Below are 21,836 nucleotides of genomic sequence, written 5' to 3'. Positions count from 1 at the left end.
CACCCCGCCCGCATCGTCATCATCCACGGCGACCGCCCGGAAGCGCAGGTCGCCGCCGACGTGACCCGCGCCGTCATGGCCCGTCTCTGATGGCCCGCGCCCCCGCCTCCGACGCCCCCGCGCCCGAGCCCGACCGCCGCGACGGCGCCCCCCACCCGCGCGAATCCACCGCCCTCTTCGGCCACGCCGCCGCCGAGCAGGACATCCTCGCCGCCATCGCGAGCGGAAAACTCCACTCCGGCTGGCTCCTCTCCGGCCCCGAGGGCATCGGCAAGGCCACCCTCGCCTACCGCATGGCCGCGACCCTTCTCGCCGGCGACCCCAGCCCCGCGACCCTCGGCCTCCCACCCGACCACCCCGACGCCCGCCTCCTCCGCTCGGGCGCCCACCCCCGCCTCTTCGTCCTGCGCCGGGGCCTCGACGACCGGGGCAACCTCCGCTCCGTCATCTCCGTGGACGAGGCCCGCCGCCTGCGCGACTTCTTCGGCCTGTCCGCCGCCGACGGCGGCCGCCGCGTGGTGATCGTGGACGCCGCCGACGAGCTGAACCCCAACGCCGCCAACGCCATCCTCAAGCTGCTGGAGGAGCCGCCGCCCCGCGCCACGCTCCTCCTCGTCGCGCACCAGCCCGCGCGCCTCCTCCCCACGATCCGCTCCCGCTGCCGCACCCTGCGCCTGTCGCCGCTGAAACCGTCCGACCTCGCCCGCGCCCTCGACGCCATCGGCCTCGCGACCGCATCCCCCGACCGCCTCGCCGAACTCGCCTCGGGCTCCGTCGGCCGCGCCGTGACGCTGGAGGCCGGCGGCGGCCTCGACCTCTACGCGGACCTCGTGGCCCTCCTCGCCACCCTCCCCCGCCTCGACCGCCCCCGCGCCATCCGCCTCGCCGAATCCGCAAGCGCGCGCAGCGAGGGCCGCCTCGACCTCCTCCTCGACCTCCTCGACCTCCTCCTGACCCGCCTCGCCCGCGCCGGCCTCCAGGGCCCCCCGCCCGAGGCCGCCCCCGGCGAATCCGCCCTCCTGGCCCGCCTCGCCCCCCACGACCTCGCGGCCCGCGCCTGGGCCGACCGGCAGGCGACCGCCTCCGCCCGCGCCCGCCGGGGGCAGGCCGTCAACCTTGACCCCGCCGCGCTCCTGCTCGATATGCTCCTCCAGATCGAACAGACGGCGCGCACGGCCGCCGCAGCCTGAGAGGCGGCCTTGAAGCCCGACCCCACTCCCCTCCCCGGCCTCGTGGACAGCCACTGCCACCTCGACTTCCCGCAACTGGCCGCCGACCTGCCCGAGGTCCTGGCCCGCGCGAAAGCCGCCGGGGTGGGGCGCATGGTGACGATCTGCACCCGCCTCCGCACGGAACCCCAGGTCCGCGCCCTCGCCGAATCCCACGACGGACTGTTCTACGCCGCCGGCACCCACCCGATGAGCGTGCACGAGGAGCCCCTCGCCACCGTCGAGGAGTTGGTGAACCTCGCCCGCCACCCCAGGATGGTCGGCATCGGCGAGACCGGCCTCGACTACCACTACTCCGCCGACAGCGCCGCCATCCAGCAGACCTCGCTCCGCGTCCACATCGAGGCCGCGCAGGAGACCGGCCTGCCCCTCATCATCCACGCCCGCGACGCCGACGAGGACATGGCCCGCCTCCTCTCCGAGGGCTACCTCGTCAAGCCCTACGCCTGCGTCATGCACTGCTTCTCGTCCGGCGAGGCGCTGGCCCAGGCCGCGCTCGACCTCGGCTTCTACCTGTCCGTCTCCGGCATCGCCGCCTTCCCGAAATCCGGCGAGCTGCGCGACATCCTCCGCCACGCCCCCCTCGACCGCATCCTGATCGAGACCGACTCCCCCTACCTCGCCCCCCCGCCCCACCGGGGCAAGCGCAACGAGCCCGCCTACGTCGCCCACACCGCCCGCGCGGTGGCCCATCTCTGGGACCAGACGCCCGAGGACTTTGCCAAGGCGACCGCCGCCAACTTCGACCGCCTGTTCACGAAGGCCGCGCGGGGGTGACGGGCACATTCCGCATCCTCGGCTGCGGCTCCTCCGGCGGCGTCCCCCGCCTCGGCAACGACTGGGGCGACTGCGACCCCGCGAACCCCCTCAACGCCCGCACCCGCTGCTCGGCCCTCGTCACCCGCACCGGGCCTCACGGCACGACCTGCGTCCTCATCGACACCTCGCCCGACCTGCGCGCCCAGCTCCTCGCGGCGAACGTGGGCCACCTCGACGCGGTGCTCTACACGCATCCTCACGCCGACCACGTCCACGGCATCGACGACCTCCGCATGATCGTCTTCAACCGCCGGACCCGCCTCCCCGTCTGGGCCGACGGGCCCACCTCGCGCGAGCTCATGGCCCGCTTCGACTACGTGTTCGAGACGCCCGAGGGCTCCGGCTACCCGCCGATCTGCACCCTCCACCGCATCACCGGCCCCGTCACGATCGACGGCGCGGGCGGCCCCCTCGCCTTCGCCCCCTTCACAGTCGAACACGGCTCGATCCCCGCCCTCGGCTTCCGCACCGGCGGCCTCGCCTACCTCCCCGACGTGTCCGCCATCCCCGACGACGCCTGGCCGTCGCTCGCGGACCTCGACTGCTGGATCGTGGACGCCCTGCGCTACAAGCCGCACCCGACCCACGCCCATCTCGACCAGGCGCTCGACTGGATCGCCCGCGCGAGACCCGCCCGCGCGGTCATCACCAACATGCACGTGGACCTCGACCACGCGACGCTGCTCCGCGACCTCCCCCCCGGCGTCACCCCCGCCCATGACGGCCTGGAACTGGCCTTCGATCCGTGAGCATCCTCCTCTCGGTCATCCTGCCGGTGTTCCTCGTCATCGGCATCGGCTTCCTCGCCGCCAAGCGCAACGCCATCTCCCCCGCCGGCATCGACGGCATCATGCGCTTCTCCCAGGGCTTCGCGATCCCGGTCCTGCTGTTCCAGGCCATCGCGAACCTCGACCTGCGCGAGTTCGACCTCCGCCTCGTCGGCACCTTCTACACCGGCTCCTTCACCTGCTTCCTGATCGGGATGCTGGCGGCGGTCTACCTGTTCAAACGCGAGTGGGAGGATGCGGTGGCCATCGGCTTCATCGCCCTCTTCTCGAACTCCCTCCTCCTCGGCCTGCCGATCACCGAACGGGCCTTCGGCGCGGACGCGACCCAGGCGAACTTTGCCATCATCGCCGTCCATTCGCCCTTCTGCTACGCGGTCGGCATCACGGCCATGGAGATCGCCAAGGCCCACGGCCACCCGCCCCACACGATCCCGGCCAAGGTGCTCCGCGCGATCTTCTCCAACTCCTTGATCCTCGGCATCACCGCGGGCCTGATCGTCAACCTCACCGGCCTCCCGATCCCGACCGTGGTGGACGAGGGGCTGTCCATGCTGGTCCGCGCCGCCCTCCCCTCGGCGCTCTTCGGCCTGGGCGGCGTCATCGCCCGCTACCGGATCGAGGGCGACCTCCCCACCATCCTCTTCACGCTGTCGCTGTCGCTGCTCCTGCACCCGACGCTCGCCTGGGGCCTCGGCACGGCGATGCGCCTCCCCGACGAGGCCTTCCGCTCGGTGGTCGTCACCGCCGCCATGGCGCCGGGCGCCAACGCCTACCTGTTCGCGGCGATGTATGGCCGCGCGACGCGGGTGGCCGCCTCCTGCGTCCTCCTCGGCACCGCGCTGTCGATCCTCACCGCCGCCGCCTGGCTCGCCCTGCTGTCCTGACGCCCCGGCCAGGAGCTCCCGCCGAGGAGTCCCGGCCCGCCCTCGATCCCTAAAATCCCACGCAACGCGCAACGCCCGTTGCTGTCAGGCGTCGTTAACGGATCGGTGCGATCCTCCCCCCCACGCGAGAAGGAACGGGCGGCCCCCTGGGATGGGGGCTGGGGCCCAAGAGGTCTGTCGCGCACGGCTCCATCCCCGCCCGGGGGCGCAAGCTCCGGGCGACGCTGTTTGAAGGGGCGATCTCCGCCGCGCCCCCCTGGGAGGACCCGCCCCCGCGCAGCGATGCGCCGGGCCGGGGCCGCAAAGACCCAGCCGCCGCGCGTCGTGCACGCGCCTGCCTGCGGCGCCTCGCGCGCTCGCGTCCGGCCCGGCGTTGTCTCCCCCGGCTCCGGCGGCTAGTCTGCCGCCCTGGGGCAGGACGGACGGGACAAGCGACCATGCGCGCCATCGGCATCACCTTCGCGCTGGCGCTCCTCGCCACGCCCTCGCCCGCCCAGCCGGTCGAGACCAAGCAATACGAGGACGGCGGCATCTACGAGGGCCAGTTCGTCGGCGGCCGCCAGCACGGCCAGGGCAGCTACCGCCTCCCCAACGGCTACGACTACGTGGGCGAATGGTTCGAGGGCGAGATCCGGGGCCAGGGCCGCGCCATCTATCCCAACGGCTCGGTCTACGAGGGCCGGTTCGCGAAAGGAAAGCCCGAGGGCCGGGGCCGCATCGCCTTCGCCGACGGCGGCACCTACGAAGGGGACTGGCGCGACGGCCGGATCACCGGCCAGGGCGTCGCCACCTACGCCGACGGCGCCCGCTACGAGGGCGGGTTCCAGAACGCCATGCATCACGGCCGGGGAGTCCTGACCTCCCCCGACGGCACGATCCACGACGGCCAGTGGGTCAACGGCGTCCGCCAGGGCCCCGGCCGCGTCGCCTACCCCGACGGCTCCACCTACGAGGGCGACTTCGCCGCCGACGCCCGCGAAGGCACCGGCACGCTCACCCGCCCCGACGGCCTGACCTACGCGGGAAGCTGGGTGGACGGCCGGATCGAGGGCGAGGGCCGGCTCGTCCAGCCCAACGGCGACCTCTACGAGGGCGGCTTCGTCGCCGGCCAGCGCGAGGGCCGGGGCGCCGCGACCTACGCCAACGGCGATCGCTACGTCGGCGGCTTCCACGAGGGCCGCCGCCACGGCCAGGGCACCTTCACCGGCGCCGACGGCTACGTCGTCGAGGGCCAGTGGGTCGCGGGCCGGCTCCAGGGCCCGGGCCGCGCCACTTACCCCGACGGCTCGGTCTACGAGGGGCCGTTCCGCGACGGCCTCGCCGACACCCGGCCCGGCTGCGACCCCGCCGCGCCGCCCTGCGCGCCCCTGTCGGGCCGCATCGCCTACGCCGACGGCTCCACCTACGAGGGCGGATGGACCGAGGGCCGGATCGAGGGCCGGGGCCGCGCCACCCATCCCGACGGCAGCGCCTACGACGGCGACTGGGCGAACGGCCAGCGCCACGGCCAGGGCCAGGCCACCTACCCCGACGGCACCGTCTACGTGGGCGGCTTCCGCGACGGCCTGCGCGACGGCCAAGGCCGCCTCGCCCGGCCCGACGGCTCCACCTACGAGGGCGGCTGGCGGGCCGGCGAGATCAGCGGCCAGGGCACCGCCCGCTACGCCAACGGCGACCTGTACGAAGGCGGCTTCGCCAACGGCCGCCGCGAGGGCCAGGGCACGCTCCGCCGCGCCTCGGGCGGGATCGAGAGAGGGCTCTGGCGCGACGGCGCGCTCGTCCCCGGCGATGCCGCGCCCGCCCCCCAGGTCGCGCCCCAGGCCGCGCCCGCCCTGCCCGCAGGGGAGCCCGCCGACCCGCCGCCCCAGGCTCCGGCCACCGACGCGGCGAACTAGGCCGCCGCGCTCACCACGGCACCTCGCGCCCCTCGTGGTCCCAGAACCGCCCCGTCTCGGCGGGGCCGAGCCGGTCGAGCACCGCCAGCAGCCGCCGCGCCGCCTCCTCGGGCGTGACCTTCCCGTGGCCCGGCGCGTAGGCCTCGGTGAAGGACGTCTCCACCGTCCCCGGATGCAGCGCCGCCACCACGGCCTCCCGGTGCGTCCGCGCCAGCTCGATCGCCGCGCCCCGGACGACCTGGTTCAGCGCCGCCTTCGAGGCGCGGTAGGAATGCCAGCCCCCCAGCCGGTTGTCCCCGATCGAGCCCACCCGGGCCGAGAGCACCCCCAGCGCCGACCGCCCCCTCCGGGGCAGGAGCCGCGCCGCGTGCCGCAGGACCAGCGCCGGGCCGACGACGTTCACCCGCAGCACCTCGGCCATGGCCTCCGCGTCCAGCGCGGCCAGCGACTTCTCGGGCCCCCGCCCCTCGGGCGCGAGGATGCCGGTCGCCACCAGCACCGTCCCGAACGGCCCCTCGACGCCCGCCATCGCCCGCTCGACGGAAGCCGGGTCCCGCAGGTCCAGCCCGTCGCCCGACCGAGACAGCCGCGCGACCTCGGCCCCGCGCGCCTCCAGCGCCCGCGCGAGCGCCGCTCCGATCCCGCCCGACGCCCCGATCACCAACGCCCTGTCCATGCGCCCAAGCTAGGCGACCGGCCCGCAGCCGCAAGGCCACGCCGCGACCTGCCCCGCCGAGGCCGCCGCGGCGATAGTGTTCGAGCCGCTTGCCGAAGATCAGGTCCGCCGGGCGGTTGGCGCACCGCATGAAGCAGATGCCGGGCGGACCATCCCGCATTCGAGCGGCTCGCGGTCGCTCCAGGCCGGCGCACCCGTGAGGGGCAACGGGATCATCGGTCGCATCGGGTTCGGAATGGGATCGGTGCCCGCCGGTCGCCCCGCGCGCGCCGGCGGCAGGGGGGACTCGCCTCGGAGGAGTCCTTGCTCGATCACGGAGAACTTCCGTTCTTGCATGATTCCCTTCGATGCGACGGGTAGGCGCACGGAAGGATCAGGGCATGACGATGCGCCGCAGCACCTCGTCCCGAGGCGCCCTCGTGACCTTCGAGGCGGCGGCGCGGACCGAGAGCGTCACGCGGGCCGCCGAGGGTTCGGCGTGACCCAGGCCGCCCTGGCCGGCAGGACCGCCACCATGTCGTCCTTGCCCTCGGCCGCGAACCGAGCCCGGCCGCCGGACGCGGTTCGCCGACTGGCTCGGAACGACCCTGACGGCGCGCCCGCGGCTTGGCGAGGGGACGGCCGGGGGCGTGGAGCGCGAGGGCGGGGAAGTCCTCGGGGCGGACGGACAGGATCACGGCGTCGGCGCGGGCCACGAGGTCGGCGGGGTCGGTGGCCCAGGTCACGGCGGAGTGGACGACGTCGGCAGGGCGCGCGCCGCTCCGGTTCAGGAGCACGAGGGAGGTCGCGGGGACGAGGTCGTTCGCCAGCAGCGCGCGGGTGAGGGCCGAGCCGAGCCAGCCGGTCGCGCCGATGAGGCCGAGGCGGGTCAGGCGGCGGTGTCCTCCTGGGGGTCGTGGCCGTGGCGGGCGTGGAAGCGGGCCAGCTCGCGCGGCTCGGGGCGCCGGCCGGTGTAGATCTCGACGTAGACGGGGGCGCGGCGCATCCGCTCGGCCAGCGTTTCCTGGGTCTGGAGCGAGATGTAGCCGATCTGGACGAGGTAGACGGTGCGCGCCCGCACGTCGGCGTCGAGCGGGGCGTGGCCCCAGCGCTCCATCATGGCGGTGAGCGCTTTGAGCCGGTCGCGGTCGGCCTCGGCCACGCGGGCGGTCAGGACGGGGGACTGGAGCGCCCAGCTTCGGACCGCGAACTCGAAGCGGGGATCGAAGGCGGAAGCGTCGAGGAAGCAGCCGATGACGTTGAGCATCGCCTCGGATTCGGTCTCCGCGTAGGCGTCCGTCGCGGCGATCAGCGCGGCGGTGTTGGTGCCGGCCCATCGGTCGGCCAGCGCGGACAGGAGCCCGTCGCGGTCCTTGAAGAACCAGTAGAAGCTGGTGCGCGAGAGGTTCAGGCGCGCGGCGAGCGGCAGGATCTTCACCGCGTCCACGCCGCCTTCGATGAGCGCCTGATAGGCGGCGTCGAGCCAGAGGTCGGCGGAGCCGCGGGCGGCGGGCTCCTCGGGCGGGGCGGGGCGGCGGACGGTTCTGTCGGTCACGTGTTCATCCATGGACACGATCTTGACACAGGTGAACAGAGGGGTCTAGCCCTTCGGACGTCGCCACCTTTGCGGAAACCCCTCGCCATGATCCACGACCCCCTTCTCCAGCCCTACCGGCTCAAGCACCTGACGCTCCGCAATCGGGTGATGATCACCAGCCACGAGCCCGCCTATCCCGAGGACGGGATGCCGAAGGAGCGTTACCGCGCCTATCACGTGGAACGGGCCCGCGCCGGCGTGGCGCTGACGATGACGGCGGGCTCGGCCTCCGTGGCGCGGGACAGCCCGCCGGTGTTCAACAACATCCTGGCCTGGAAGGACGAGGTGGTGGGCTGGATGCGCCAGCTCGTGGACGAGTGCCACGACCACGGCGCGGCGGTGATGATCCAGCTCACGCACCTTGGGCGCAGGACGCGCTGGGACAAGGGGGACTGGCTGCCGGTGGTGTCGCCCAGCCACGAGCGGGAGGCGTCGCACCGGGCCTTTCCGAAGCGGATGGAGGACTGGGACATCGCGCGGGTGATCGGCGACTACGCCGACGCCGCCGAGCGGATGAAGGCCGCGGGCGTCGATGGCATCGAGTTCGAGGCCTACGGGCACCTGATGGACCAGTTCTGGTCGCCGCTGACCAACGACCTCGAGGCGCCCTATGGCGGGTCTCTCGACAACCGGCTGCGCTTCACCTTCGACGTGCTGCGGGCGGTGCGCGAGCGGTGCGGCCCCGACTTCATCGTCGGCGTGCGTGGCGTGTTCGACGAGGCGCATCCGGGCGGCATCACCCGGGCCGAGGGGTTCGAGATCGCGCGGCGGCTGCGGGACAGCGGGCTCGTGGACTTCCTGAACGTCATCCGGGGGCGCATCGACACCGACGCGGCGCTGACGGACGTGATCCCGATCCAGGGGATGGCGAACGCGCCGCATCTCGACTTCGCGGGCGAGGTGCGGGCGGCGACGGGGTTCCCGGTGTTCCACGCCGCCAAGATCCCCGACCTCGCGACGGCGCGATTCGCCATCGCCGAGGGCAAGCTCGACATGGTGGGGATGACGCGGGCGCACATGGCCGATCCTCACCTGATGCGGAAGGTGCTGGAGGGGCGCGAGGACGACATCCGGCCGTGCGTGGGGGCGAACTACTGCCTGGATCGCATCTACCAGGGCGGCGCGGCCTATTGCATCCACAACCCGGCCACCGGGCGCGAGGGGTCGATGCCGCACGCGATCCCCCCTGCCCCGGCGCGCAAGCGCGTCACGGTGGTGGGCGCGGGCCCAGCAGGGCTGGAGGCGGCGCGAGTCGCGGCCGAGCGGGGGCACGCGGTCACGGTCTTCGAGGCGGCGGACGAGCCCGGCGGGCAGATCCGGCTGACGGCGCAAAGCGAGCGGCGGCGGGAGATGATCTCCATCGTCGCCTGGCGGATGGCGCAGTGCGAGAAGAAGGGCGTGCGCTTCCACTTCAACACCTTCGCGGACGCCGGGGCGGTGCTGGCGACCGAGCCCGACGAGGTGATCGTCGCCACGGGCGGGCTGCCGCATACGGAGGTGCTGCGGGCGGGGAACGATCTGGTGGTCTCGGCCTGGGACATCCTGGCGGGGGACGCGCGGCCGGGGACGAACGTGCTGGTCCATGACGACGCCGGCGACCACGCGGGGCTCCAGGCCGCCGAGATGATCGCCGCGACGGGGGCCAGGGTGGAGGTCGTGACGCCGGATCGGTCCTTCGCGCCCGAGGTCATGGCGATGAACCTCGTGCCCTATATGCGGAGCCTTCAGCGGCGGGACGTGACCTTCACGGTGACGTGGCGGCTGGTGGCGGTGCGGCGGGAGGGGAACCAACTCGTCGCGACGCTGGGGAGCGACTACGGCGACATGACGCGCGAGAGGGTCGTCGATCAGGTGGTGGTGAACCACGGGACGCGGCCGCTGGACGAGGTGTATTTCGACCTCAGGGCGCTGTCGGCGAACAGCGGCGAGGTGGATCACGAGGCGCTGGCGACGGGGCGCGCGCAGGGGATCGTGCGGAACCCCGAGGGGCGGTTCCGGCTGTTCCGCATCGGCGACGCGGTAGCCTCGCGCAACACCCATGCGGCGATCTATGACGCGCTGCGGCTGGTGAAGGACCTCTGAGGTGCGCTCCGGCAGGACCATCCACGTGATCTCCGCCCATGCCGAAGGCGAGCTCGATCTGCGTGGCGACCGTGCTGCTCGACGCCGGGATCGTCCCGATGCTGGAGCCGGAAACCCACCTCGTGCTTGAGGCGCCGGGCGGCCTGGTCCGGGTGCGGGCGGATGCCGGAACGGCAAGGCCGAACGCATCTTCGTCGCAACCTCCCGTCCTTCGCGGCGTGGCTCGACGCGAAGCTGGACGTCGAGGGGCTCGGGGGACCGCGGGTCGATACCGTCCGCGGAGGCAGCAGCTTCGTGATCCTGGACGCGGCGGCGCTGGGCTGCGCGCTCAGGACGGGCGAGGCTCACGATCTCGTCAGGCTCGGCGTCAGGATCACCAACGCCGCCCGCGCGCAACTGGGCTCGCAGCATCCCGAGAACCCGGACTGGCGTCACGTCTCCTTCTGCCTCCTCGCCGGGCCACTCTCGGGCGCGCGCCGATCGGCGACAGCCCGAACGGAACCGGAACGAGGATGGCGGCGACGCGTTCCCGAGAGGCAAGCCAGGAAAAGCCTTCCCGACGGCCTGGTCACGCGTTGCTTGGCCAGGCCGAAGTCGCGCATCGTGGTCGTCGCGCGACCCGGGCCGCGATGCTTCAGGACCGCCCGGACCATCATCGCGGCCGAGGCGGGTTCGCCGCTCCGCGACCCTGACCGGCCGAACGGAGCGCGCCAGCCGGCTCAACACCGGGCGAGGGTCAGTCCTCCACGTCCATCTCGATCAGCCGGCCATCCGTGGCGAACTCCGCCTCGAACTCCCGGCCTTCGCCGTCGCGGCCCTCGATCTCGATCCGGTCGCCGTCCCAGTCCAGCTTGTGCAGCCGCGCCTCGGCCGGAAAGGACGGGCTCGCGCGCACCGCCTCGGGCACCAGCGCCGCCACGGCCGCGATCGGGAAGCCGTCGCCATCGTGAGCCTCGACCTCCTCCACGCGGCCGTCGCGGTGGAGGTCCACCTCGACCCAGGCCCCCTCGGGCAGCCGTCCCTGAAGGTGCCGTCCCTCGCCGCGATGGCTGTGCGCCTCCACCTCGGTGAGCCCGAGCTGCGCGACCACATCGGGCAAGGCCGCGCTGGACGCGTCCTGGGCGGAGAGCGAGGCGGCCAGAAGCGGCAGGGCGAGGGCGGCCAAGGCCAGCGGACGGAACGGATGCATTGGGGGTCTCCACCAGAACTGCGCCCCTTCAACGCGGCTCGATGTGGATTCCGTCGCGGCGCGCAGGACGAAGCCCCGGACCCTTAGCCCATCCCCGGCAGGGCCCGTGATCGCCCGGCCCTTGCGAAGATCGTTACAAGTTATATCTTACGTCGGCATCATCGCGAAGGATCATCCATGCATCACCCCCATCACCCCCCCTTCGGTGGACGGCGCCATTTCGCCCGGCCTGGTCGCGGCCCTCGCGGCGCGGAGCATGGCCCTGCGCTCGACACCCGTGGCGGCCGTCGCCGCGTCTTCGAGCCCGGCGAGCTGCGCCTCGTGCTCCTCTGGCTCGTGGCCGAGGCGCCGCGCCACGGATACGACCTCATCCGCGAGATGGAGGCCCGCTCGGGGGGCGCCTACGCGCCCAGCCCCGGCGTCGTCTATCCAACGCTGACGCTGCTCCTCGACATGGGCCTCGCCGAGGAGGCGGCGGGCGAGGGCGCGCGAAAGGTCGCCGCCGCCACCGAGGCCGGGCGCCAGCACCTTGCCGAGCGCGCCGCCGAGGTCGAGGCCGCCCTCGCCCGCCTTACGGCTCTGGCCCAGGTGCAGGAGCGCACCGACGCCACTCCCATCCGCCGCGCCATGCAGAACCTCAAGGCCGCGCTTCACGGACGCTTCAGCCAGGACGGCGCGGACCGGGCGCTGATCCTCGACGCAGCCGCTCTCATCGACGAGGCGGCCCGCAAGATCGAAAGGCTCTGACCATGCCCAGCGCCATCGCGCGCGTGCCCACCCCGCACGCCTCCAAGTATCTCCAGCAGCTCTGCAAGCATTGGACCCATAACCTCCGGGTCGAGTTCGACGACACCCTGGGCACCGTAACCTTCCCTCGCGACGCGCGCGGCGCCGACTGGCCGGGCGAGGCGGTTCTCACGTTGACCGCCACCGACGACGCCCTCCAATGCTGCCTCGCCGCGAGCGCGGAAGGCCAGCTCGACGGCCTCAAGGGCGCGGTCCAGCGCCATCTCGACCGCTTCGCCTTCCGCGAGGCGCCGCTCGCCTTCGATTGGCAGCCCGCCTGAGCCATGGGGCCGCCCCGGTCGCGGGCGGCCCCGCTCCGGTCTCCTACTCTTTCACTCAACTTACTGTCTGGACGGCCTTCGACCGATGCGCTACCTCCGGGGCCACTAGCGCCGCCAGGACGCCGATTCCGAGCCAGGACGCTGGGCCCCCGTCCATAGCAGGAGACCCTCCCATGCGCCGCCTTTCCGCGCTGACCGCGGCAACCCTTCTTCTGGCTTCGCCCGCCTTCGCGCAGACCGTCACGGTCGAGACCGCCCGCGGACCCGTCGAGGTGCCCCAGCAGCCCGCCAGCCTCGTCGTCTTCGACGTGGCGGCGATGGACACGCTGGACGCGCTCGGGGCCACCGCCGCCGGCGTCCCGAACCAGGTATCGCTCGACTACCTTCAGGACTTCGTGGCCGAAGCCGAGCCCGTCGGCACCCTCTTCGAGCCCGACTTCGAGGCGGTGAACGCCCTGGCCCCCGACCTCGTGATCGCCGGCGGTCGCTCGGCGGCGCAGGCCGAGGCGCTGGCGGGCGTCGCCCCGACCATCGACATGACCATCCCCGGCACCGACCTCGTGGGCACCGCGCTGTCCCGGCTCGACGCCTACGGCGCGATCCTGGGCCGCGAGGCCGAGGCGCAGGCGCTGAAGGCCGACGTGGAAGCCAAGCTCGCGCAGGCGCGTGTCGCCGTGGCCGGCAAGGGCACGGCGCTCGTGGTGCTGACCAACGGCCCCAAGATGTCGGCCTATGGCGCGGGCTCGCGCTTCGGCTGGCTGCACGCCGACCTCGGGCTGCCGCAGGCCGTCGAGGGCCTCGCCACCGACACCCACGGCGAGGCCATCGGCTTCGAGTTCATCCGCGACGCCGACCCCGACTGGCTGATCGTCATCGACCGCGCCGCCGCCATCGGCTCCGAGGACGCGCGCGCCCAGGCGACGCTCGACAACGCCCTCGTGTCCGAGACGACCGCCTGGCGCGAGGGCCAGGTCATCTACCTGCCGGCCGCCGAGTCCTACGTCGCGGGCGGCGGGGTGCAGGCCCTGTCGCGCAACCTCGACCGGATCATCAAGGCCTTCGGCTCGGCGAGCTGATCGGTGACGGCCGGGGTGACATGGGGGACGGCGGCGCTGCTCGCCGTCCTTGCGGTGGCGAGCCTGCTCACGGGCGTGATCGACCTCGCGCCCGGCAACCCCGGGGCCTGGGGCGTGCTGCTGGTCAGCCGCCTGCCCCGCACCCTGGCCGTGATCCTCACGGGCGCGTCGATGGCGGTGGCGGGCCTCGTCATGCAGATGCTGGTCCGCAACCGCTACGTGGAACCCACGACCTCCGGCACCGGCCAAGGCGCGGCGCTGGGCATCCTCCTCGTCACCCTGTTCTGGTCCGACGCGCCGATCCTGGCGCAGATGGCCGCCGCGAGCCTCTGCGCCCTCCTCGCCACCGGGGGGCTCCTCCTCGTCGTGCGCCGCCTCCCGCCCACGCAGCCGCTCCTCGTGCCGATGGTGGCGCTGGTCTACGGCTCGGTCATCGGCGCGGTGGTCGTCTTCATCGGCTACCAGCTCGACCTCCTCCAATACGTCGAGGTCTGGACCAATGGGGAGTTCTCGGGCGTGATCCTCGGCCGCTACGAGCTCCTCTGGGCCTCGGGCGCGGTGGCGGTGGCGGCCTACCTCGCCGCCGACCGCTTCACCATCGCGGGCCTGGGCCGCGAGGCGAGCGTCAGCCTCGGGCTCGACTACGGCAGGGTCGTGCTCCTCGGGCTCCTCATCGTGTCGGTCGTCTCGGCGCTGACGGTGGCGACCGTGGGCATGATTCCCTTCGTCGGCATCGTCGTCCCCAACATCGCGAGCCGCCTCCTGGGCGACAACCTGCGGGCGACGCTGCCCGGCGTGGCGCTGCTCGGGGCGACGCTGGTGCTGGCTTGCGACCTCATCGGGCGGATCGTGCGCCACCCCTACGAGATCCCGGTCGGCACCGTTCTCGGCGTCGTGGGCGCGGTGGTGTTCCTCCTGCTGCTCCATGGCAGGCCCGGCCGTGCCGGATAAGCGCCTCGCGACCCTCCTGGTCCTGCTTCTCGCCCTCTGCGCCGCCTTCCTGACGCTGGGCGCGCGGGGGGACTGGGGCTTCGTCCTGGCCTGGCGGGGAACGCGCCTCGCCGCCCTCCTCGTCGTGGGCGCGGCCATCGCGACGGCGACCGTCCTCTTCCAGACCGTCAGCGGCAACCGCATCCTTACCCCGTCCGTCATGGGCTTTGACGCGCTCTTCGTGCTGCTCCAGACCGGGCTCGTGTTCGCCCTCGGCGGCGTGGGCGCGGCGGCCCTGCCCGCCCTCCTCCGCTTCGGGCTGGAGTTCGGGCTGTTGATGGGGGCGGCGCTCCTCCTCTTCGGCACGCTGCTCGGCTCGGCGCGGCAGGATCTCCACCGCATGGTGCTGACCGGCCTGATCCTGGGCGTGCTGTTCCGCAGCCTGTCGGGCTTCCTGCAGCGCCTCATCGACCCCAACGACTTCGTTGTGGCGCAGGCCAGCTCCTTCGCGAGCTTCGGCGCCATCGACTCGCAGCTCCTCGCCCTAGCCGCCTTCCTGTCCGCCGCCGCCGGCCTTGGCGCCTGGCGGATGCGCCACCGGCTCGACGTGCTGGCGCTCGGCCGCGACCCGGCCATCGGCCTTGGCCTCGACCACGCCCGCTCCGTCCTCCTGGTCCTGGTGCTGGTAGCGGCGCTGGTCAGCGCCTCGACCGCCCTTGTCGGCCCCGTGACCTTCTTCGGCCTCCTGGTGACCGCCCTGGCCGACCGGCTGATGCGGACGCACCGCCACGCCCTCCTCCTTCCCGCCGCCGCGCTGATCGCCGGGATCGCGCTGGTCGGCGGACAACTCGTGGTCGAGCGCCTCCTGGGTCTGACCGCCACGCTGGGCGTGGTGGTAGAGTTCCTGGGCGGCCTCGCCTTCCTTGTCCTCGTCCTGCGGGAGCGCGCGCGATGATCGAGATCCTGGGCGTGAGCCATGCCATTTCGGGCCGTCCCATCCTGAGCGACGTGACGCTCCGCCTGCCATCGGGCGGCGTCACGGCGCTCATCGGCCCCAACGGCGCGGGCAAGTCCACGCTGCTGTCGCTGATGGCCCGCCTGCAAAAGTTGCAGGCCGGGCGGATCAGCTTCGACGGCCTCGACGTGACGCGGACGCCGACCGACCGCCTCGCTCTCAAGCTGGCGATCCTGCGGCAGGACACCGTGTTCGGCGCGCGCCTGACCTTGCGCGACCTCGTGGAGTTCGGGCGCTACCCCCATCATCGCGGCCGCCCCGGCTCCGGGGACCGCGCCAAGGTCGAGCAGGCGCTGGCCCTCTTCGGCCTGCACGACCTGGGCGACCGCTACGCCGACGAGGTGTCCGGCGGCCAGCGCCAGCGCGCGCTCGTGGCGATGACCTTCGCGCAGGAGACGGACTATCTCCTGCTCGACGAACCCCTGAACAACCTCGACATGGCTCACGCCCGCCACCTGATGCGGACCCTGCGCGAGGTGGCCGACCGGCACGGCCGCACGGTCGTCGTGGTGATCCACGAGGTGAACTACGCCGCCGCCCACGCCGACCGCATCGTCGCGCTCAAGGAAGGACGCCTCGCCTTCGAGGGCGCGCCGGCCGAGGTCCTGACGGAGGAGCGTCTGGGCGCGCTCTACGGCACGCCGGTCCCTGTCCGCCAAGTCGACGGCCGCCCGGTGGCGCTCCACTACGGCTGAGGAGGCGGGCCTCGCGGATGGTTGACGATTTAAGTAGGACAAACTAGCTCTTGCCCCGCCCGGGCCCGGCCCGGCCGACCCGGCGCGCCAGCCCGCCCGAATGCCAGTTTCGCGTCGCCGCCCCTCCAATCCCCGGCCGCCCTGCGCGCGCCGGCATCCCCGGCCGCCGCCGGTCGGCGCCTCCGCCTGCGGAGCCGCCCGTCTCAGGCGCGCGCGACATCGAAAGGCATCACGAACATGACACGACCCCGCCCGTCCCGGCTCCGCCATGCGGCGGCCCTCGCCGCCCTGCTCGCCCCCACCCTCGCCCGCGCGCAGGAGGTTCCCGTGATGGACGTCTCGGGCGAGGCGCCGGTCTTCCTCGGCACCATCGTCGTCACCGCCTCGGGATTCGAGCAGAACGTGGCCGAGGCGCCCGCCAGCATCTCGGTCGTCCCCGGCGAGGACCTGGTGAACGAGCAGGTCACCGACCTGTCGGACGCCCTGCGCGGCGTGCAGGGCGTGGTGACCACCGGCACCGCCAACGAGGACGACATCTACATCCGCGGCCTGCCCGGTGAGTATACGCTGATCCTCGTGGACGGCCGCCGCCAAGGCACGCGCGAGAGCCGCGTCAACGGCTCCTCGGGCTACGAGCAGAGCTTCATCCCGCCCGCCGCCGCTATCGAGCGGATCGAGGTCGTACGCGGGCCGATGTCCTCGCTCTACGGCTCGGACGCCATCGGCGGCGTCATCAACATCATCACCAAGCCCGTCCCCGACGAATGGGGCGGCGAGGTCACCGCCTCGACCAGCCTTCCCGAGGACGACGCCTTCGGGGCCGAGCAGCAGCTCGGCTTCTACGCCGGCGGCCCGCTCCTGGCCGACCGGCTCGGTCTGCAGGTCTGGGGCCGCGGGCTCGACCGCGACGGCAGCGACGTGGAAGGCGCGGACTACGAGGGCGACCAGGGCGACCTCACCGGCCGCCTGACCTGGCGCGCGGCCCCCGGCCACACCCTCTACGCCGAGGCCGGCCGCACCACCATCGAGGAGGAGGCGCAGGACGCCCTCTCCCGCCGCAAGAACACCCGCGAGCACCTGGCCTTCGGCTACGATGGGACCCTCGCCGGCTGGACGCTCGACCTCGACCTCCAGCGCGAGACCGGCGAGCGCACCAACTTCGAGCGCGCCTCGACCGACCTCGCCTTCACCGAGGACGCGCGCTCCCCCCGGATCGAGACCACCATCCTCGACGCCAAGGCCACCCGCAGCCTCGCCTTCCACGGCCTCCACACCCTCACGCTGGGCACGCAGATCATCGATTCCGTCCTCACCGACCAGAATCCCGGCACCGGGATCGAGGAGGACCAGGAGTTCCAGATCGCCCAGGGTGCCATCTTCGTCGAGGACGAATGGCGGATCGTCCCGAGCTTCGCCCTCACCGCCGGCCTGCGCCTCAACCGGCACGAGGAATACGACGACACCTTCACCCCGCGCCTCTACGGCGTCTGGCAGGCCACGCCCAGCCTGACGGTCAAGGGCGGCGTCTCCACCGGCTTCAAGGCCCCCGACATCCGCGAGATCGCGCCGGGCTACCTTTACACCACCGGAGGCGGCGGCTGCGTCCTCGACCCCACGGCGGCGCAGCCCTGCGGCGTCATCGTCGGCGACCCGGACCTGGAGGCCGAGACCTCGACGAACTATGAACTCGGCGTCCTCTACGGCACCGACCGCCTGTCCCTCGGCGCGACATATTTCCACAACGAGATCCGCGACAAGATCACCAACGCCCGCGTCTTCGACGCCGAGGGCAGCTTCGCCGTCTACCCGGACGACCCGCGCTACACCCTCTTCTACCATTACAACATCGGCGAGGCCCGCATCCGCGGCCTGGAGCTGACCGGCGACTGGAAGCCCACCGACCGGCTCGCCCTCCGCGCCACCTACACCTACACCGACAGCGAGCAGCTCAACGGCGACTACGAGGGCTACCCCCTCGCCCGCACGCCCGAGCATCTGGCCAGCCTTCGCCTCGACTACGAGACGCGCATCGACGGGCTCGACCTGTGGGGCCTCGCCGCCTACCATGGCGAGGAGCAGAACGTCGGTCTGCGCGTGGGCGAGAATGGTGAGGCGATCACCAACGACGAGGGCGTCGTCGTGGGCCGGACCTACGGCGCCTACGCCACCGTGGACCTCGGCGTGAGCTACGATGTCAGCGAGTCGGTGACGCTCTCCGCCGCGATATACAACGTGCTGGACGAGACCATCGAGGAGTCCGAGTTCGGCACCACCCGCGCCGGCCGCAGCCTCTGGCTCGGAACCACCGCCCGGTTCTGACGATCCAGCTCCGCCCAGGCGGTGCCCTAGGGCCCGCCCGGGCCTTCTCGGGCATCGGGGCGTTTGGACCCGCAACGACGTGCGCTCGCCGCCGTTCCAGCGAAGACCCGCCCGTCCAGGAGCTTGCGCGCGGTCCGCAGCGTGCCCGCGCCGGTCACCTGGCCTGCCTCGTCGAAGGTGAGGAGCACCTCGACGGCGCCCGTGGGGTGCTCGATGGCGAAGCGGCCGTCGGTGGGCCGCTTGGCGAGCCCGGCGGCGGGCGAGCCCGGCAGCGTGCAGGCGGTGGCGACCGAGACGGCGGCGAAGACGCCGATGGTGGCGTGGACGCGGTGGGGGATGAAGGCGCGCGTGGCGATGGCGCCGCCAGCCTGGGGCGCGGCGACGAGGATCATCTTGGGCACGGATGTCTCCGTCACGTCGCCGAGGTTCATCCGCGGCCCGGCCGCGAGGCGGACGGCTTCGACGCGCGCCTTGAGGGTGGCGTCGGCCTCCAACGCCTCGCGGTCCTCGCGCCCCGTGATGCCCAGGTCGGCGGCGCGCAGGACCACGCAGGGCATCCCGTTGTCGATGAGCGTCGCCTCCACGCCCTCCACCACGTCCACGGCGTTCCCGGTGGGCAGGAGCGCGCCGCACATCGAGCCCGCGATGCCCTGGAACATCAGCGGCACGGGGGCGGCGGTGCCGGGCACGCCGTCGATGGCGGCGTCCCCCTCGTAGCTCACCCGCCCGCCAGGGGTGCGGACCCGCGCCAGGGCCACCTCGCCGGTGTTGCGCATGTGGATGCGGACGGGCGTCTCGCCGTCCTGCGCCGCCACCAGCCCCCGCTCGATGGCGGCGGGGCCGACGCCCGCCAGGATGTTGCCGCAGCCCTGCGCGTCGGTGACGAGCGGGCGGTCCACGAAGACCTGCAGGAACAGGTAGTCCACGTCCGCGTCGGCCCGCGAGGCGGGCGAGAGGATCGCCACCTTGGAGGTGAGCGGGTCCGCCCCGCCGATCCCGTCGATCTGGCGCGGGTCGGGGCTGCCCATCAGGCGCAGGAGCAGGCGGTCGCGTTCCGCCGGGTCCGAGGGCAGGTCGGCGGCGAGAAGGTAGACCCCCTTCGACGTGCCCCCCCGCATCCAAAGGCAGGGGATGCCGTCGCGAACCGGATCGGGTCGGTCAGACATACCGCAGGCCCTTCCCGGCCAAGCGCTCGCGCATCCCGTAGAGGTCGAGCCCGAGCTCGCCCGCCGCGAGGCGCTGGCGCTTGGCCTCCTCGGCGGCGAGGCGCGTCTCGGCGGCGGCCAGCACCTCGGCGGCCTCGGCGCGCCGCACGACCACCACGCCATCATCGTCGGCCACGATCACGTCGCCCGCCGCCACCGCCTGCCCGCCGCAGACGACGGGGACGTTGACCGCGCCCAGCGTCTCCTTGACCGTGCCCTGGGCGGACACCGCCGCCGACCAGACCGGAAAGCCCATCCGCGTGAGATCCCTTACGTCCCGCACGCCCGCGTCGATGACAAGGCCCCGGCAGCCCCGCGCCAGGGCGGAGGTGGCCAGCAGGTCGCCGAAGTAGCCGTCCGTGCAGGACGAGGTCGGCGCGAGCACCAGGATGTCGCCCTCGCGGAGTTGCTCGATGGCGACATGAACCATCCAGTTGTCGCCCGGGGGCGCGGAGATGGTCACGGCCGAGCCCGCCACCTGCGCGCCCGCCCAGATGGGGCGCAGGCGCGGCCCGAGGTAGCCCTTGCGGCCCTGCGCCTCGTGCACGGTCGCCACGCCCGCGCGGGCGAGGCCGTCGATCACCGCCGGATCGGCGCGCTCGATGGTCTGGATGACGACCCCCATCTCAGGCCTCCGCCTTTTGCACCGGCGGGGTGCCATGCGTGTGGAACGACTCGATGGTCTTGAGGCCCCAGGCCTGCCCCTTCATCCGGTCGGCCTGGGTCCAGACCACCGGCTCCCAGTCGGGCGCGAGGATCAGCCGCGCGCCGGCGTTGGCCAGCTCCACCCGGTTGCCGGCGGGCTCCCAGACATAGAGGAAGAACGTGCCCTGCACGGCGTGCTTGTGGGGGCCGGTCTCGATGTGCACCCCGTTCTGCAGGAAGAGGTCGGCCGCCCGCAGGATGTCCTCGCGCTGGTCGGTGGCGTAGGTGACATGGTGCAGCCGCCCGTGGCCGCCCCCGTGCTCCTCGGTGCAGGCGAGGTCGTAGGTCTTGTTGTTGATCGTGAACCAGCAGCCGCCGAGCCGGCCGTTGTCGAGCTGGATGATCTCGGTCACGCGGGACCCCAGGCAGGTTTCCATGAAGCGGCGGAACTCGGTCACGTCGGAGCTGAGCAGGTTCAGGTGGTCGATCCGGCGCGGCGCGGCGCCGGTGAAGGCGGACGCGGTGTTCTTGAGCGCCGCGCGCTCGGCGTCCTCCTGGGCCTCGAACCACGTCGTCTCCCAGTAGATCTCGAAGACGTGGCCGAAGGGGTCCTCGAAGCGGAAGGCGTGGCCATGGCCGAGGTCGCCCTCCGTCCAGCCGTGGACCTTGTAGCCCGAGGCCTCGATGGCCTTGACGCGCCGCTCCAGCGCCTCCGGCGAGGCGGCGCGGTAGGCGACATGGCCCACGCCCGTCCGGTCCGAGCGGGTGAGCTTGAGCGAATGGAACTCGTAGTCGTCCCAGGCGCGAAGGTAGGCCGAGGTCTCGTCCTGGCCCGAGAGCTTCAGGCCATAGATCCGGGTGAAGAAGTCGAGGCTGTCCTCGAAGCGGTCGGTGTAGATCTCGACATGGGCGAGGTGCGCGAGGTCGAAGGACGGGTTGGTGGCGTGGTTCATGGGTCGGACCTCAGAGCTCGTCGACGGTGCGGGGGAAGACGGACTGGAAGCCCTCGGCGTATTTCGCCTGCCGCCCGCCGGACTGCCCGCCCGAGTTGCGCTGGAAGTGGTTGGCGCGGTTCTGCGCGACCCGGGTGTAGTACTCCCAGAGGTGCTCCTGCCCTTCCATGCACTCGATGGCGGCGCGCTTGCGGTCCCAGACGGACGTGATGTCGAGGAAGACATCCGGCTTCCAGTTCATCTGCTCGGTCTGGTGCGGCTCGAAGAGGTAGAGCTGCGGCGCGCCCAGGACCCTCGCGCCGGGCTCGTGCCCCCAGGCCTGCGCGATCATGCGGCATTCGAGCGCCACCTGCGTCGCGTAGGCGTGGTCGGTGTTGTAGGGGTCGTATTGCGAGTGGGACAGCATGAAGGACGGCTGGACCTTCCGGATCACCTCCACGAGCCGGTACTTGTCCTCGTCCGTGAGCCGCAGGGGATAGTCGCCGAGGTCGAAGGAGATCAGGTCGTGCACGCCCAGAGCCTGCGCCGCCTTCTCCGCCTCGTCCCGGCGCGCGGCCTTGACGCGGTCCAGCGTCATGCCAGGCTGCTTCCAGAGCTTGGCGCTCTCGCCCCGCTCGCCGAAGGACAGGCAGACCACCGTGACCTCGTAGCCTTGGCTCGCGTGCAGCGCGATGGCGCCGCCGCAGCGCCACACGAAGTCGGCGGCATGGGCGCTGATGACCAGCGCGGTCTTCGGGTCGGGCATGGAATCCTCCTCTTGGGTCGTGCCGCCTGCCTGCGCCAATCGGCCTGG

General features: G+C 72.7%; 20 protein-coding genes and 2 pseudogenes. 14 read left to right on the top strand and 8 right to left on the bottom strand.

Features of this window, described 5'->3' with window-relative positions:
• Positions 1–89 precede the first annotated feature (89 nt).
• The 5 genes from J2Z33_RS10970 to J2Z33_RS10950 all read left to right on the top strand — a co-directional run bounded on the left by J2Z33_RS10970 (position 90) and on the right by J2Z33_RS10950 (position 5,615).
• The gene (locus J2Z33_RS10970) at positions 90–1,190 is read left to right on the top strand and encodes a DNA polymerase III subunit delta' (protein ID WP_209840746.1); all 1,101 of its coding nucleotides are present in this window, start codon (positions 90–92) and stop codon (positions 1,188–1,190) included.
• A gap of 9 nt (positions 1,191–1,199) precedes the next feature.
• Positions 1,200–2,006, top strand: a complete 807-nt coding sequence (locus J2Z33_RS10965) for a TatD family hydrolase (protein WP_209840745.1) — start codon at positions 1,200–1,202, stop codon at positions 2,004–2,006.
• Positions 2,003–2,797, top strand: a complete 795-nt coding sequence (locus J2Z33_RS10960; protein ID WP_209840743.1) for an MBL fold metallo-hydrolase — start codon at positions 2,003–2,005, stop codon at positions 2,795–2,797. The genes J2Z33_RS10965 and J2Z33_RS10960 overlap by 4 nt, the downstream gene beginning before the upstream one ends.
• Complete coding sequence (locus J2Z33_RS10955; protein WP_209840740.1) at positions 2,794–3,720, top strand: AEC family transporter; 927 nt, start codon at positions 2,794–2,796, stop codon at positions 3,718–3,720. The genes J2Z33_RS10960 and J2Z33_RS10955 overlap by 4 nt, the downstream gene beginning before the upstream one ends.
• A gap of 437 nt (positions 3,721–4,157) precedes the next feature.
• Positions 4,158–5,615 carry an MORN repeat-containing protein gene (locus J2Z33_RS10950; protein ID WP_209840738.1) on the top strand — a complete coding sequence of 486 codons (1,458 nt, stop codon included), beginning with the start codon at positions 4,158–4,160 and terminating at the stop codon, positions 5,613–5,615.
• A gap of 10 nt (positions 5,616–5,625) precedes the next feature.
• On the opposite strand, the gene J2Z33_RS10945 is transcribed toward J2Z33_RS10950, so the two are convergent.
• The 3 genes and pseudogenes from J2Z33_RS10945 to J2Z33_RS10935 form a co-directional block, all read right to left on the bottom strand.
• Positions 5,626–6,291 carry an SDR family NAD(P)-dependent oxidoreductase gene (locus tag J2Z33_RS10945; RefSeq protein WP_209840736.1) on the bottom strand — a complete coding sequence of 222 codons (666 nt, stop codon included), beginning with the start codon at positions 6,289–6,291 and terminating at the stop codon, positions 5,626–5,628.
• A 647-nt stretch (positions 6,292–6,938) separates the two neighbouring features.
• Positions 6,939–7,145: pseudogene (locus J2Z33_RS18705) on the bottom strand (NAD(P)-binding domain-containing protein); the annotation flags it as partial.
• 14 nt (positions 7,146–7,159) lie between these two features.
• Positions 7,160–7,825 carry a TetR/AcrR family transcriptional regulator gene (locus J2Z33_RS10935; protein ID WP_342454169.1) on the bottom strand — a complete coding sequence of 222 codons (666 nt, stop codon included), beginning with the start codon at positions 7,823–7,825 and terminating at the stop codon, positions 7,160–7,162.
• 87 nt (positions 7,826–7,912) lie between these two features.
• Here J2Z33_RS10935 and hpbA point away from each other — a divergent pair, with 87 nt between their 5' ends.
• Both hpbA and J2Z33_RS18360 read left to right on the top strand, forming a co-directional pair.
• On the top strand, positions 7,913–9,949 hold the full coding sequence (gene hpbA, locus J2Z33_RS10930; protein WP_209840732.1) for an N-methyl-L-proline N-demethylase HpbA: 2,037 nt from the start codon (positions 7,913–7,915) through the stop codon (positions 9,947–9,949).
• 29 nt (positions 9,950–9,978) lie between these two features.
• Positions 9,979–10,447 (top strand): annotated as a pseudogene (locus tag J2Z33_RS18360) (proline racemase family protein); the annotation flags it as partial.
• 238 nt (positions 10,448–10,685) lie between these two features.
• On the opposite strand, the gene J2Z33_RS18355 reads toward J2Z33_RS18360, so the two are convergent.
• Positions 10,686–11,138 (bottom strand): energy transducer TonB, encoded by a 453-nt coding sequence (locus J2Z33_RS18355; protein WP_245218770.1) that lies wholly within the window; start codon positions 11,136–11,138, stop codon positions 10,686–10,688.
• Positions 11,139–11,315: 177 nt separating this feature from the next.
• Here J2Z33_RS18355 and J2Z33_RS10920 point away from each other — a divergent pair, with 177 nt between their 5' ends.
• From J2Z33_RS10920 to J2Z33_RS10890, 7 genes are all read left to right on the top strand, one after another.
• Complete coding sequence (locus J2Z33_RS10920) at positions 11,316–11,885, top strand: PadR family transcriptional regulator (protein ID WP_209840729.1); 570 nt, start codon at positions 11,316–11,318, stop codon at positions 11,883–11,885.
• A 2-nt stretch (positions 11,886–11,887) separates the two neighbouring features.
• Entirely contained in the window at positions 11,888–12,205 is a 318-nt protein-coding gene (locus J2Z33_RS10915) for a DUF2218 domain-containing protein (RefSeq protein WP_209840727.1), read from the top strand.
• A 173-nt stretch (positions 12,206–12,378) separates the two neighbouring features.
• Positions 12,379–13,281: a siderophore ABC transporter substrate-binding protein gene (locus J2Z33_RS10910; protein ID WP_209840725.1), complete on the top strand. Its 903-nt coding sequence runs from the start codon at positions 12,379–12,381 to the stop codon at positions 13,279–13,281.
• A gap of 15 nt (positions 13,282–13,296) precedes the next feature.
• Positions 13,297–14,232, top strand: coding sequence for an ABC transporter permease (locus J2Z33_RS10905; protein ID WP_209840724.1), 936 nt, complete (start codon positions 13,297–13,299; stop codon positions 14,230–14,232).
• The gene (locus J2Z33_RS10900) at positions 14,222–15,166 is read left to right on the top strand and encodes an iron chelate uptake ABC transporter family permease subunit (protein WP_209840722.1); all 945 of its coding nucleotides are present in this window, start codon (positions 14,222–14,224) and stop codon (positions 15,164–15,166) included. The genes J2Z33_RS10905 and J2Z33_RS10900 overlap by 11 nt, the downstream gene beginning before the upstream one ends.
• Positions 15,163–15,921 carry an iron ABC transporter ATP-binding protein gene (locus J2Z33_RS10895; RefSeq protein ID WP_209840720.1) on the top strand — a complete coding sequence of 253 codons (759 nt, stop codon included), beginning with the start codon at positions 15,163–15,165 and terminating at the stop codon, positions 15,919–15,921. Before J2Z33_RS10900 ends, J2Z33_RS10895 begins: the two co-directional genes overlap by 4 nt.
• A gap of 237 nt (positions 15,922–16,158) precedes the next feature.
• The gene (locus J2Z33_RS10890; RefSeq protein WP_209840718.1) at positions 16,159–18,240 is read left to right on the top strand and encodes a TonB-dependent receptor domain-containing protein; all 2,082 of its coding nucleotides are present in this window, start codon (positions 16,159–16,161) and stop codon (positions 18,238–18,240) included.
• A gap of 26 nt (positions 18,241–18,266) precedes the next feature.
• Here the strand turns inward: J2Z33_RS10890 and J2Z33_RS10885 are convergent, their stop codons facing one another.
• Genes J2Z33_RS10885 through J2Z33_RS10870 form a run of 4 tightly spaced genes read right to left on the bottom strand, consistent with a single transcriptional unit; the run spans position 18,267 to position 21,788 of the window.
• Positions 18,267–19,406: a 4-oxalomesaconate tautomerase gene (locus tag J2Z33_RS10885; protein ID WP_209840715.1), complete on the bottom strand. Its 1,140-nt coding sequence runs from the start codon at positions 19,404–19,406 to the stop codon at positions 18,267–18,269.
• Positions 19,399–20,070: a 4-carboxy-4-hydroxy-2-oxoadipate aldolase/oxaloacetate decarboxylase gene (locus J2Z33_RS10880; protein WP_209840713.1), complete on the bottom strand. Its 672-nt coding sequence runs from the start codon at positions 20,068–20,070 to the stop codon at positions 19,399–19,401. The genes J2Z33_RS10885 and J2Z33_RS10880 overlap by 8 nt, the downstream gene beginning before the upstream one ends.
• A gap of 1 nt (position 20,071) precedes the next feature.
• Positions 20,072–21,043: a VOC family protein gene (locus J2Z33_RS10875; RefSeq protein WP_209840711.1), complete on the bottom strand. Its 972-nt coding sequence runs from the start codon at positions 21,041–21,043 to the stop codon at positions 20,072–20,074.
• A gap of 10 nt (positions 21,044–21,053) precedes the next feature.
• Positions 21,054–21,788, bottom strand: coding sequence for a PIG-L deacetylase family protein (locus J2Z33_RS10870; protein WP_209840709.1), 735 nt, complete (start codon positions 21,786–21,788; stop codon positions 21,054–21,056).
• Between the last annotated feature and the right edge of the window lie 48 nt (positions 21,789–21,836).

Origin of the sequence: Rubellimicrobium aerolatum, from assembly GCF_017872975.1 — a bacterium.
In the GTDB taxonomy this organism is placed as follows: Bacteria; Pseudomonadota; Alphaproteobacteria; order Rhodobacterales; family Rhodobacteraceae; genus Rubellimicrobium; species Rubellimicrobium aerolatum.
This window is presented reverse-complemented; position numbering and strand designations above follow the sequence as displayed.